Source organism: Pseudoalteromonas sp. SCSIO 43210, assembly GCF_054133285.1.
In genome coordinates, this window is record NZ_CP087225.1 from 3,645,720 (window position 1) to 3,658,562 (window position 12,843).

At 36.4% G+C, this 12,843-nt stretch carries 12 protein-coding genes and 1 pseudogene; 6 read left to right on the forward strand and 7 right to left on the reverse strand.

Annotated elements, in window-relative coordinates; genetic code table 11:
• Positions 1-231: 231 nt before the first annotated feature.
• The 4 genes from LOS73_RS15815 (at position 232) to LOS73_RS15830 (ending at position 4,623) form a co-directional block, all read left to right on the forward strand.
• Positions 232-1,785, forward strand: coding sequence for a cryptochrome/photolyase family protein (locus LOS73_RS15815; protein WP_457933959.1), 1,554 nt, complete (start codon positions 232-234; stop codon positions 1,783-1,785).
• 110 nt (positions 1,786-1,895) lie between these two features.
• Positions 1,896-2,909, forward strand: a complete 1,014-nt coding sequence (locus tag LOS73_RS15820) for a phospholipase C/P1 nuclease family protein (protein ID WP_007378508.1) — start codon at positions 1,896-1,898, stop codon at positions 2,907-2,909.
• Positions 2,910-2,938: 29 nt separating this feature from the next.
• A complete protein-coding gene (locus tag LOS73_RS15825; protein ID WP_457933960.1) occupies positions 2,939-4,102 on the forward strand; it encodes a peptidylprolyl isomerase in 1,164 nt (387 codons plus the stop codon).
• Positions 4,099-4,623: a hypothetical protein gene (locus tag LOS73_RS15830; RefSeq protein WP_457933961.1), complete on the forward strand. Its 525-nt coding sequence runs from the start codon at positions 4,099-4,101 to the stop codon at positions 4,621-4,623. The genes LOS73_RS15825 and LOS73_RS15830 overlap by 4 nt, the downstream gene beginning before the upstream one ends.
• Before the next feature lie 283 nt (positions 4,624-4,906).
• On the opposite strand, the gene LOS73_RS15835 is transcribed toward LOS73_RS15830, so the two are convergent.
• From LOS73_RS15835 to LOS73_RS15865, 7 genes and pseudogenes are all read right to left on the reverse strand, one after another.
• Positions 4,907-5,353, reverse strand: coding sequence for an Hsp20 family protein (locus LOS73_RS15835; protein ID WP_007378511.1), 447 nt, complete (start codon positions 5,351-5,353; stop codon positions 4,907-4,909).
• Between the two features lie 230 nt (positions 5,354-5,583).
• A complete protein-coding gene (locus tag LOS73_RS15840) occupies positions 5,584-6,111 on the reverse strand; it encodes a redoxin domain-containing protein (RefSeq protein ID WP_007378512.1) in 528 nt (175 codons plus the stop codon).
• Between the two features lie 599 nt (positions 6,112-6,710).
• The gene (locus LOS73_RS15845; protein WP_149606223.1) at positions 6,711-7,289 is read right to left on the reverse strand and encodes a hypothetical protein; all 579 of its coding nucleotides are present in this window, start codon (positions 7,287-7,289) and stop codon (positions 6,711-6,713) included.
• A gap of 440 nt (positions 7,290-7,729) precedes the next feature.
• A pseudogene (locus LOS73_RS15850) lies at positions 7,730-9,174 on the reverse strand (IS1182 family transposase).
• A 306-nt stretch (positions 9,175-9,480) separates the two neighbouring features.
• The gene (locus LOS73_RS15855; protein WP_457933962.1) at positions 9,481-10,536 is read right to left on the reverse strand and encodes a hypothetical protein; all 1,056 of its coding nucleotides are present in this window, start codon (positions 10,534-10,536) and stop codon (positions 9,481-9,483) included.
• 52 nt (positions 10,537-10,588) lie between these two features.
• Positions 10,589-11,167 (reverse strand): hypothetical protein, encoded by a 579-nt coding sequence (locus LOS73_RS15860; protein WP_457933963.1) that lies wholly within the window; start codon positions 11,165-11,167, stop codon positions 10,589-10,591.
• Positions 11,158-11,682, reverse strand: coding sequence for a TniQ family protein (locus LOS73_RS15865; RefSeq protein WP_457933964.1), 525 nt, complete (start codon positions 11,680-11,682; stop codon positions 11,158-11,160). The genes LOS73_RS15860 and LOS73_RS15865 overlap by 10 nt, the downstream gene beginning before the upstream one ends.
• Positions 11,683-11,895: 213 nt before the next feature.
• Between LOS73_RS15865 and LOS73_RS15870 the strand changes: the two genes are divergently transcribed.
• Complete coding sequence (locus LOS73_RS15870) at positions 11,896-12,174, forward strand: hypothetical protein (RefSeq protein WP_457933965.1); 279 nt, start codon at positions 11,896-11,898, stop codon at positions 12,172-12,174.
• Between the two features lie 13 nt (positions 12,175-12,187).
• The gene (locus LOS73_RS15875; protein WP_457933966.1) at positions 12,188-12,841 is read left to right on the forward strand and encodes a DNA-methyltransferase; all 654 of its coding nucleotides are present in this window, start codon (positions 12,188-12,190) and stop codon (positions 12,839-12,841) included.
• Positions 12,842-12,843 lie beyond the last annotated feature (2 nt).

Genomic DNA, 12,843 nt, shown 5'->3' on the forward strand with positions numbered 1-12,843 from the left:
AGCTAAGCATAACAACACTCAAGTTTATAATGAGCCGGTTAAGCTTCATTAAGTAGTAAAAAAACAGCCCCTTATAAAACCAGCAAAGCTCAATACCTTTTTAGAATTAGCTCATCGAGCATTAAAAACACCAGCTATTGTAAAACTCCACGCATAATTAAGCGGTACTACAACACCTTTAAAAGATCGTTTTACGACACTTTGGCGTACTAAATATATTTGGCTCTAAGTATGAAACACTATAAAACACTCAGGCTTATTTTGGGCGACCAACTAAACCCATCGCATTCTTGGTTTAAACAAAAAGATAATGAAACCCTTTATATTATTGCTGAACTTGCACAAGAAACTCATTATGTTAAACACCATATCCAAAAATTATGTGCTTTTTTCCATGCTATGGAAAACTTTGCTTCAGCGTTAAGCCAGGCTGGTTTTAATGTATTGCATTTAACCTTAGATGAGACTTGTAACGACAACAATTTACCCGATTTGCTTAACCGTATTGCAAAACAATACCAATGCTCGGTAATAGAGTATCAATACCCTGATGAATTTAGACTTCACTCGCAATTAGAACAATTTAAAAAAACGCATATGCTAAGTGTGAGGGCTGTGGATAGCGAACATTTTTTGTTCCCCTTTTCACAAATTAAAAAACGCTTTGTAAAAAATAAACATGTAACGATGGAGCATTTTTATCGCGATATGCGCAAGCAGTTTGATATTTTAATGGACTCCGGTAAGCCTGAAGGAGGTAAATGGAATTTTGATAGTAACAACAGAAATAAATTTTCTAAGAACGACATACACGACATCCCCTCTCCAAAGCTATTTACTAATGATGTAAAGTCAATTATATCTCGCTTAAACAAACATAAAGTCGCTTATTTTGGCAGTATAGATAATCAACTCACTTGGCCAACAACGCGAAAGCAAGCAATTAGTAGCCTTGATTACTTTTGTGAATATTTGCTCGTTAATTTTGGCAAATTTCAAGATGCTATGACTGACCAGAGTAAGCATAATACTAGCCTTTACCATAGCCGTTTATCATTTGCTTTAAATACAAAAATACTACACCCGCTTTATGTAATTAAACGCGTAATTACTGAATATAAACAAAGACCCAGCGAAATATCCATTTCACAAGTCGAAGGTTTTATAAGGCAAATACTGGGTTGGAGAGAATACGTACGCGCCATCTATTGGGTTAACATGCCCGACTACGCAACTAAAAATCAACTACAAGCCAATAATAAGATGCCATCCTATTTTTGGACTGGCTCTACTAAAATGAATTGTTTAAGCCACACACTTACACAAAGTTTAGAAACCTCATACGCGCATCATATTCAGCGCTTAATGGTTATTGGAAACTTTTGTATGCTCACGGGAATTAATCCTGATGACGTAGATAATTGGTATTTAGGTGTCTATATAGATGCAATAGAGTGGGTAGAAATGCCTAATACTCGAGGAATGAGCCAGTTTGCCGATGATGGCATTATTGCTACAAAACCCTACGCAGCAAGCGGAAACTATATTAATAAAATGAGCGATTATTGCAAGCGTTGCCAATACGATGTTAAACAAAAAGTGGGAGAAAAAGCATGTCCCCTTAATAGTCTGTACTGGAACTTTATGCACACCCACCGCAGTAAATTAGAGAAAAACCCGCGTATAGGCATGGTTTATAAAAACTGGGACCGACAAACCGAAGAGCAAAAAACGGTGCTATTAAAACAAGCTGCTGCGCATTTAATTGATTTAGAAAGTTTGTGATATATAAAACAGGTAAACTTGTTAATTAAATGTTTAATTCTTCTGTCATTGTAATGTAATAGCGCTATCTTTTAATAGCGTTAATTTTTAAATACAGCAATGAGATAAAAATGAAAAAAATATTAACGTCGGCAATTATATTACTTACAAGTATCAACCAAGCACACGCATTTAGCCAAGAAACCCATAAGCGGATTGTTATTGACGCTGTAAGTTATATGGAGCAAAACCCACAATCAACGCAATATGCAGCACTGTCGCAATATGCTTTACAAAATAAAATGTCAGTCTCACAACTGGCTGAGCTACTAGGGCAAGCAGCCTATGATGTTGATGATTTTGAAGATACTTTTTTATGTGGTGCCATTACAGGCTCTTGTGTCCAAGCTCCTCTTTGGGGCGCGGCTGAAAGCATTGTAAAATATACTAGCTATTGGCACTTTCAAAACCATACGCAAGGCGCTGATCAGCATGGTAATGATTTTGGCGGCTATAACTACGACAAACTCACTGTATGGGGCACCATTGATAGCTTAGCTGCGGCTTGGTTAAAAGGAGACTATTTAGATGATGGAAAGGGAAGAGAAACGGGCTGGTTTAATGCTGACTCTTCAAAATATAATAGTTATGACATTACCGAAGCTCATTACCGAATTGATAGTCAATCAAACTATAGTATGTATAATGATTTTGAAAAAATCCCTTTTCAACCAATCGATAACTTAGGCCAATACTGGTTTCAAAGCTATTTAGACAGTGGTAATCCACAGGTACTGGGCTTTGTATTTCATACAACTGATTTACTTCAGCCGCATCACACATGGACAACTTCAGATTTAAATCACTCTAGCTGGGAAGGCTGGATAAAGGATTATTATGATCAAGAACAACTCAATGATCCTAGCTTAATACGTCAAGCAATAAATACCTTTTCACCGTTAGATAAAGCCTCAACGGATGTACGTCCATTGCTAACCCAAGGCGGCTCTTTTTCGTACGCTCAAGGCGGTATTGTGCTTAATTCGGAAGATCATTACGACCGTGTTGATACCGCAAAACAAGTTATCCCTCATGCTATTGCAATGGTTGTACATTTATTAAATCATGCCATGGTTGCCCGCTAATGAGGTATTTAGTCTACCTATGTGTAGTAATGTTTGGGCTGCTTTACAGCAGCCAAGCATTTACGAGTGTTGAAAAGTACACACCCGCTGAAATACAGTTGATGCATCAAATATATCAACAGCAAAATAGTGACATTAGTCTTTCGCAAACACGTTATCGTTTATACGAGAACCAATTTTTACTAAGTGAAGCAAAACGCCTAATGCCCAACAAGGTAGCGCGTTTGTCTGATGTCGGTTTTACCACCGGTTACCATGTAGATCGCTACCTAAATAACCTTTTTATAAATCAACTACATTTACCACCGAGCATCGAAGCTTCTAATAATGTTAAACATTTTACGGCCAGCTGGCTTACAAACACATTAGGTGAATATCCTGCGAATGGACAATATTCTGAAACGCAAAAAAACACATTAAATTTAGTAAAACTTGAAAATTTTGCGTTTCCTGCAATGTCTGTTTATGACTTCATTAAACCACTTTCTATGCAAATACGGTTTAGATTGCATCAAGGCGATAACCAGTTATTTCATACAGAAATAGCTAAAAAGCATCAATATTTTATAAATTTAGAAAAAGCGACCAACGCGTTTAAAGCAAAAGATATCAACATTGATAATTTAATAAGCATTGCTCAAGGTGACATCTTGCGCCCTTCGATTCAAAGCTGGCTTGGCGTAAAAGACATGATGCATGGACAGAGCCCGATACTCGAACAATTAGAAAAACAAGTTTCCGAACAACAAATAAATCAGTATTACCAAAAGAATAAAAGTCGCTTCAAATATTTATACCAAATAACAGCCCAAGGTGCTGAATTTAAAAACAGAAATGACGCGGTTAAATTTAAAAATGAAGTGGCAAAGAGTACTTTCAAAGTTGCTTTAAAAGCGGCTAATATGAATGATATTTATAGTAAATTTAATAATAATATCAATCGAGAGCATAAAAAAGAGTGGGTAGTACAACTTGCATTTACGCAAAATGAGAATGAGCTTTCTGAAGTCATTCGTTCGCCAACGGGATTATGGGTTGTGGTGTTAACTAGTGACTATGAATATAAATATTTTGCAGCAACGGGCCAAACAGTTCGCTATCAAGCGATTAAGTCTGTGGCGTTACAAAATGCGCATCAGCAATACCAGCAAAAGTGGGCTGCGTGGCACACACAAAATGAGATTAAGTTATGAAAATAAAGCTCCCGGCACTCATTATAATGTCTTTAGGCATCACCCTCATATACTACTTATCTGGCTCCACCGAGCAGAAAAAAATGGTACTAGCGACTAAACAACCAACAGATGAGCGTCCTACAATAAAGCAAACAGTACATACCGTAAAAAAAATTGAAGATGTACATTCTTCAAATATTAAAAAAAGTACCTTGAATGAGCATGCTCAACAGGCAATTACCGAACCGAATTACTTACCCCCACTAAATAAAAGTAAACTAAGCAGTGTTCAATACAAGGGGGATTTAGACGACCATAAAGCCTACGAACAATTTCAACAAGAGAAGCGGCGCGCACTAGAAAGTAGCTTTGTAAGTGCTGTTAATAGCAAAGTAGCAACGCTAGAAAACTTACTTGCTAAAGGGCGTAAACAAGGAATGAAGCAAGAGCAGCTTCAAGAAGCGATTGATAAAATTGCTCTGCTGAAAAAAACACAAAAGCACTTAATTAACCTGAACTCTGGTCAAGAGATTTACTAACGTATTGAATAATCGTGATATTTGAATTTATTTTCTCTAGCCAACGATTTTCAGTGAAAACAAGGCGAATTTACGCGTCAATAGCTAGCCTATTGCCAGTAAATTCAACGTAGTTAGCGCTGAAAATAGCTGCTTGAGATAGATTTATTATCCAGAGTTCAGGTTAATTAGCCAAGACTAAGAGAACGTTCTAGATTCAAGACCATTTAAAACTCTATTGCATAAAAAAGCCGTCTCAAGCGAGACGGCTAAACAATCAGGGGAAACTAAGGTTAAACAGGGTTTATTTGTCTTCGATTAAATGACCTTGCCCTATCTGGATTTTACGAGGTTTAAGTGCTTCTGGGATTTCACGCTGAAGCTCTATGCTCAATAAGCCGTTAGCTAAATCTGCACCAAGTACTTTTACATGGTCGCCAAGCTGAAATTTACGCTCAAAGTTACGCTCCGCTATACCTTGATGAATAAACTTACGTTCATTATTCTCATCTTTATTAGCCTTAGTACCGGCGACTTTCAACGTGTTATTTTCTGACTCAATGGTCAACTCGTTATCACTAAAACCAGCAACGGCCATAGTAATCCTGTATTTGTCTTTATCGAGCGCTTCAATGTTATAAGGAGGAAAACTTGGCTGCTTGTCTGTACTTGCTGCCGCATCCATAAGTGATGCTAAATGTTCGAAGCCGATAAATGAACGATAAAGTGGTGATAAATCTACTGTACGCATAATAATATCCTCATATTTAAGCGATATTTTGCATGTGCTTTTCTATTGAACAAGCTCAAGCAAAGTATAATTAATAATATAAATTTCAATTGTTTAAGTTTAATTTAGGACCCATCAGGCGTCCTACTTAACTATATATGGACGGTAAAATTGTTTTCAAGTAAATTTATTAAAAATAAAATATAAATTTAAGCGCGCTATTAAACACGCCTAAATTTATGCATAACAACTTAAGAAAATGTTCCTCTAATAGGGTAATCATTTTCGCGTGTATATTGAATACCTGAAAGTAACTGCTGCATATCAGGGCGTGAAAACGGGCTGTTTGATTTATCTAAAACTTGCACTTGATTTTGCTCGTTTAGGACAATAATTGCAGGCTCTGCAAACGGATGATCTGTCTCAGTGTTACTTCTTGGCTCACTGATATACAAACCTAATTCAGTCATTTGCTCAAGCGTTAAATTATAATAAAGAGGAAAATTAACGTCTAGCTTTTCAAAGTGCGCTTCCAACTGATCATGGCTATCACCACTTACAGCAACAACTTCAACACCAATATCTTTAAAATCTTGAGTCATTTTAGCCAAAGCATTTAATTGCTTCGTACACATAGGGCAATGCTGACCTCGATAAACAACTATCATTTTCCATGGAGCATCTGTTATACGCTGCGTAATATCAACCTGTTCTCGCTCTGTATTACTTACAATCAGCTCAGAGAGTTTTGATGCGGGTTTTACTGTGTTATTACTCATAATGTTCTCCTTAAGAAATGTTATAAACCATTTACCAAATAGAGCTTAGGGCAGATAACTAATTTTCAAGAGGATAAATTGTAACCAAGATTGAATTATCGACTCTAATAACATCAATACATACATAATCTATTTAAATAAACTTAGCTAAACGCATTATAAAAATACCTCTGAAGCTTTGCAGCTAATTAAAAACATTTTCTGCATCGTGTAATTAATTATGCTTATGGCACGCTTTATAAAGCTTAAAATATAGCCATTAATGGTAAAGCTTAAAGGAAGGTTGGTATTAGACCCAAAGGTCGTTTTATTGGTAAGCAGATTTATTTTTGGTAACAAATTTATGACGATTTTTAATGCGCAATATGTCATTTTATTTTGTACGCTAAAATTAACGATTGAAATTTGGGTAAACTGTAACTTTATGTCAGCTTATTCGGATTAATTGGGCTACAGCTAATCAAGTGAAGTATATGCCGGCATAAAGTTACAAACAAAGCTTTATAAAGTTAGATTCCTTAAAGCACAATCGACTGGTACGGACTGCGCTATGCACCATGAGAGGACGTTGGCAATATTCATCGCTTGTTAGAGTAAATTTACTTTATATATAAATTATGCTTGACCAAAATATCTCTAATTGAATCAGGCTCTGTGAGTGTTTTTTGATATATCCATTTATAAAAATACTTTGAATTTGTAGAAATGATTTTATGTGCTTCTTCTTCACCTAAAATTTCTGTAAGAGCATCATACTCTAATAAACAAACAGCTAAATGTAAGTACGTTGAAAGTTCACTTCTTGCACCTTCAGGCCCTTTTTTTGGTGCATCAGGGTATTTTATTTTTAGGTCATTTATGACATTTTGGACTTCTGTTTTTCGAGAATCTTCAAACCAATGTATCTGCTCGTGCAAATATTGTGATAAGAATGCACCATCGTTTTTAGGCATACTAACTGTCAAGGTAAGCTTAGGGTGACTATGCGGTCTTTTAGCGAACTCATCTATTACAACACTGTCTGTAAATTGCCATTTACCAAGGTCATAAGTCTTTTCTACTCTTTTTAATTGAGAATATTTAAGTTGCTCTTTTTCGGATTTGTTTGCTAATTCGACATTGAGATCGGCAAAGGCGTCAAATGATAAAATAGCAACAAATAATAATGAATATTTCAACTGAACTCTCCTAGTACCCTAACATTTTAGTATTTATGCGACGAACAAACTAAACAGCCACTTTAATTTAACAAACAAAACTATGCCACTAAATTTATTTTTAGGTTCAGAGTCTGTTTCTTTTTGTACAGGGTTAATTCCTGTTGTTTGATGCATTAGTTGGCATAAGAATATACGTTTTTACTGGGATACAGCGCAGTAAGTGAAATGTAACTTGGCATGAAATTGAAGCTTAAGGTGGCATAAAGTTACCAAATACAGACTTTATGAAGACAATCTCAAAAAATACTGCCAAGTTTAATTGGCTGCTATGTGCCCAGACTGTGTAAAAACTAATTTTGAATAAATTGTCTTGAGTGTGTTCTTAGTTTGAAACCATCTAAGATGGTTGCGATCGATTTTTTCTTAGTATCGCAATTTTCCCTGCGCGAGCGAAACTGCTATAGCAACGCTACTCTAATCGCTTTACTTAGACCATTAACTCCCATAATTGTTATCATTCTTCTGAAGTTGTAAGCCAGAACATGAAGACTTATTTCTGTCCCCACGCTTTTTAAACCTCGTGTTAGTAAGTGGGTAGCTCCCATCCAGAGTTTAATTGTGCCAAAGGGGTGCTCAACAGCTTGCTTGCGATGAAGCATCAATTCAGGTTCATTCTTTAGCTTTTGAAGCATTTCTTCTGTCAGAATCTCATGCACCCACCGCCTTATTCGCCTAGGGTCTTTTTTAGAGTTAGTGCACTGACTTCTTATTTTACAATCTCGACAAGCAATGTGATTGAAGTAAACATCAAGGTATTTACCTTGCTCAAATACCTGCATTCGATTTTGAAGTTCATTGCCAGCGGGGCATAAGTAAATGTCTTTATTTGCATCGTATTTGAAGAGTGAGCGGTTAAATATCCCTTTCTTTTCAGAGGACGATGTATCCGTCTTGGGCATGATTGGCTCTGCACCTAAATCTATAGTGTCTTTTATATCAGGCTGACTGAAGTAACCTTTATCTGCTAATACCCGTATATCTTTCTTACGCAATGCTTCTTGTGCGAGTTTTGTCATTGACGCAAGCTGACCTCTATCTGGCACATTGGTCACGTCATGCGCCACTATGTGAGGTGGTGCTTGGTATCAACCGCACTTTGTACGTTATAACTCACAACTCTTGTAAAACCTTGAGTTTTCATTAAACGTGAATCAGAATCAGTAGTGGATATTTGCTTGTCAGGATGAGCTTCAACTTGTTCTTTAATCTCGTATAGTTTTTTTAACTGGCTGCGAAAGTCAGCTAGCCTCTCTTTTGTGGCTTTAATTTTTGTGACGTTAGCTTGCTCTTTATCGGCTTCATTAAGTAATTAAAGATAACGTTCAATGTTTTTTTCGACTCGGTCGATGTAAAATTTAACTTTGCTTGGCGTAAAATTATTGCCTTTGTTGTTGCTAGCTTTAAACTTACTACCATCGATGGCAACAACTGGTTTCTCAAACATATTCAGGCGACGACAGACTTCAACAAACGTTTTGCACACATTTTTTATACCGCCTCCGTTGTCTTTTCTAAAATCAGCAATCGTTTTAAAGTCGGGTGCCAACTTACCAAGTAGCCACATCAGTTCAATATTCCGTTGGCATTCGGTTTCTAATCGGCGGGATGATTGAATACGGTTGAGGTAACCATAAAGATAAAGCTTTAATAGTGTGACTGGATGATACTTAGGGCGGCCTGTGGACTTTAAGGTTAATCCCTTAAACCCCAATTCAGCTAGATTTAGTTCCTCAATGAAAACATCAATCACTCTGACCGTATTATCTTCACTGACGTAATCTTCCAACGATTCTGGAAATAACGTTGATTGGTCACGACTTTCACCGCTTATAAACTTTGACATATTGCCTCAACCCTCGACTGAATCAATAGTCTTATTATATAAATATCAGTATATTAAGTGAACTAAATGTATAGATTAATCGATCATAAGCAGCACATACTTAGACCAAAAGGTGATCAGAGTTTGGACAAAGAGCGGACCTTCCCTACGTCAACTTGGCTTTCTGCTTTGCTTTTATTTTGAGAGCAATGTCGCGCAAAAAGAAGCGACCGTTTAGCCAATAATAAGTGCGAAATTTTCTCTCTTTACACCAAATTAAATAATATCAAACTTATTAATTTTGAAGGGGCTAAAGACTTTAATTTCTTATTTCACGCTAATTATATCTGAAATATGCTGCATGACTTTTGCGCCGTCCCCGGTTTCATAAACTTCAAAGGCAATATCCCCAACAACAAAATTGCATTCAGTGTTTTCCTTAATGCACTCTTCAATACTATCAAACTCCACAGGAGGAGCTTGAACCCAGCTGGAAACATTTGACAACTTTAGTCTCATCAATTTATCACTAATTACTGAATCAGCTTCAGAATTAAGGTTGTCAATTGGTTGACCAATTGGTAGGTACCCCAACGACAAAGAAGAATTCGCTTTGATTAGATAAGTCTCGTCTTCATAACTCGATTGCGCAACCCAACTCAGTTTTAACTTAATGTCTATTTCAACAAAGTCAGAAAGTGATTTTGCTGCGGCATTTTCGATGTTTATATAGATTGGATTTAATCGAAAGGCATCAACAGATTCGGAATAAATAAGGTCGAAAGTGATGTCCAATCCAGATTTTAAAGAGTCGTCATCTTCAAAAAAACGAAGAAACCGAATGCATCGACTGGGAATGCTTAAATTCCATGAATTTTCCTCGTTATTCTCAGCTGGTGCCAAATGATAAAACCCATTGACGACGGACTTACCAGAATACTTTGAAAGAAATTTAGATTTTTCTATCTCAAACACTTTTGTGCTTATGTCTTTCAATTTTTCTAGAATATCCATCTCGCTAAAACCAATACCCTCGGCAGAGCTCCTAGCTCCTACAACCACAATCTTTTCTAACTTGTCTTCATCCACCCCTTTTTTTACAGCATACTCTTTGACAATAAGGGAGTTGTCACAGTGTTCTTTTATTTTTTTTGGTAATTGATAAGTGGAGTAGAATTTATTATTTTCACTTCCATAAAAAAAAGCTAAAGAGAATGCTCCATTGGATTTCCCAGAATGTTCAACTCCCTGAACAAAAGAAAAGCCGGAAATCGTATACAAAAAGTACAACACATAGACGCTTGCCATTCCTAGGGCACCTTTAATGAAAGGTAGCCAATTTGCTAATATTGAGTTCTTTTCTTTTTTTTCATCATCTTGCATGTCGTTTATGTCCGTATGAATATTATCCAATCAGACCATGAAGATAGTACAGTTACAAACAAGTTGCTTTCATTTGGGATAAGTTATTGCATGATATTTCTATTAGAATTTTGACTGCGGCGCACTTCGTCGGTGGTCGTGAGTGTAGTGGTACAGTGATTTTGACCACTACAACTGCAGCATCAAAAGTACAAAGCAGTAAATCTGCAATATTTGGATGTTTAGCTTTAGGATTACTATCAACTAATTCGACAAAATAATTAATAATCTCATCAATTACTTTGTTTTTACGGTTACTTGTTGCAGCTATTTGACCATCACGGATCATATTGCCATAGACAGAGTTGAACTTAGTTTTATTAAAAGGGTTAAGTTGCTTAAGCCGCGCATTGTTTGTGAGTAAATCTAATTCAGCGTTAAAGCCATCAGGCCAAGTACTAAAGTAATCAACAAAAGTACGGTTAAAGTCAGCATCGGTTACATCAAATTGCTTAATTTTCGCAAACCAAGATATTAACCCAACTATTTTTTGGCTGTTATTACCTGCAAGCGCAATTGCAATTTTAAAGTCTGCATCGTTTAACTGTTTACTATTGGTTAGTTTACAACCACAACCACACTCTAAAAGCACCTCAGAAGCTCTTTAATCAATTGGCATTCTTTACAATGTGTAGTTAATTGTGCTTTATGCTTATGACACGCTTTATAGGGCTTTAGATGCCAATAAAAAGGAATATATGAAGATTCAGCTAAGCATTCAATGCAAACAGGTATGTTATCAGTGCTAAGTAGTTCAAGAGGAATGGTCAGATCATTACGGCTTACTGCGGCAAGGTTGCCAAATTTAAAGTTACTGCGCCGCCATGCAAGTTCAAGAATGTCACCAGCGTTAACATCAGCTAATTGGGCTACTAACTTAAGCGCTCTTATTCTAAAGCTGCTCGCTTGCCTAGCATGATAAACATCAACCTTACTCAGCTCTAACGGCAACGAACCTTCAAGTTCATGATCTTGCTCTGCAAGCCATTGCCATAAAATATCAGCAAGCTCACTATAGCCATCGTATGAGTTATCCCTTGCAAGCCTGAGTAAATAGCTTTCAAGCGCCTCATCAGGATAAGGTTTTGTTTGAACTAAAAAATGCATCGCCAACCTAAACTAAGAAAATCTTAGTTTAGGTTTAGGCTAAATAAATTAGATAGTCAAAAATAATTAACGTTAAATCATTCGTACTTCACAAAAGTACAATATCTGATACTGTAGAAAGTGTTACGGCATTTCTAAAGGATGTATTAATAGCCAGTAACACAATAAAAACTCTAATTTAAAAATACAAAGCTAACTTATAAGGAGATTCTTATGGCTTGTAACTGCTGTGGCAAAGCTTTAAATAGTGGCATGGTTCAAAAAAAAGATTCATCAACTGGTCAAAAGTTTAAATCTTGCCCTCATTGTTCAGACGCTAATAGTTCTGAACATATATTCCATCCATATCCGGCTTCTTTTGGAATTACTCCTGCTCGTAAAACAGCTCGCAACCCTGATGGATATCAAAGCTATTGCATTGATTGTCGACGATTAAAAAAGGGCGTTGCTTCGAAAGCTTTTCACAATGGCCGTTTGTGTAGCACATTTTAGCTAAAGAGATTTAATGCAAGTACATAAAGATGATGCAGTAAATTGGTTATCAACACTTTCAACCGAAAGTGTTGATCTTTTAATTACTGACCCACCCTACGAATCATTAGAAAAACATCGAAAAATAGGAACTACCACTCGCCTAAAAGTAAGTAAATCGTCAAGCAATCAATGGTTCGACATATTTCCAAATAATCGCTTTGAAGATCTACTAATAGAAATATACAGAGTGCTGAAAAAAGGTTCGCATTTTTATCTATTCTGCGATCAGGAAACAATGTTTTATATTAAGCCAATAGCTGAAAACGTAGGTTTCAAGTTTTGGAAGCCAATAATTTGGGATAAAGTGACTATTGGAATGGGCTATCATTACAGAGCTAGACACGAATATATTCTTTTTTTCGAGAAAGGTAAGCGCAAGTTAAATGATCTAAGCGTTCCAGATATCCTCACATGTAAAAGAGTATACAGGGGCTACCCTACTGAAAAGCCAGTTAAGTTAATTGAAACACTCATCTCGCAAAGCAGTAATGAAAATGAACTCGTCGTTGATCCTTTTTTTGGCTCAGGAGCTACTTTAGTAGCAGCCAATAACTTAAATCGACAAGCTATCGGATGTGATATCTCTGAGTCCGCTCACTTACATCTAAAAGGTCGAATCACATAAGC

Bases quoted from the DNA above. Each gene is read 5' to 3' on its own strand.
- LOS73_RS15870 (WP_457933965.1), top strand. From the start codon at position 11,896: ATGGCTTGTAACTGCTGTGGCAAAGCTTTAAATAGTGGCATGGTTCAA.
- LOS73_RS15820 (WP_007378508.1), top strand. From the start codon at position 1,896: ATGAAAAAAATATTAACGTCGGCAATTATATTACTTACAAGTATCAAC.
- LOS73_RS15840 (WP_007378512.1), bottom strand. From the start codon at position 6,111: ATGAGTAATAACACAGTAAAACCCGCATCAAAACTCTCTGAGCTGATT.
- LOS73_RS15825 (WP_457933960.1), top strand. From the start codon at position 2,939: ATGTTTGGGCTGCTTTACAGCAGCCAAGCATTTACGAGTGTTGAAAAG.
- LOS73_RS15815 (WP_457933959.1), top strand. From the start codon at position 232: ATGAAACACTATAAAACACTCAGGCTTATTTTGGGCGACCAACTAAAC.
- LOS73_RS15875 (WP_457933966.1), top strand. From the start codon at position 12,188: ATGCAAGTACATAAAGATGATGCAGTAAATTGGTTATCAACACTTTCA.
- LOS73_RS15865 (WP_457933964.1), bottom strand. From the start codon at position 11,682: ATGCATTTTTTAGTTCAAACAAAACCTTATCCTGATGAGGCGCTTGAA.
- LOS73_RS15830 (WP_457933961.1), top strand. From the start codon at position 4,099: ATGAAAATAAAGCTCCCGGCACTCATTATAATGTCTTTAGGCATCACC.
- LOS73_RS15835 (WP_007378511.1), bottom strand. From the start codon at position 5,353: ATGCGTACAGTAGATTTATCACCACTTTATCGTTCATTTATCGGCTTC.
- LOS73_RS15855 (WP_457933962.1), bottom strand. From the start codon at position 10,536: ATGCAAGATGATGAAAAAAAAGAAAAGAACTCAATATTAGCAAATTGG.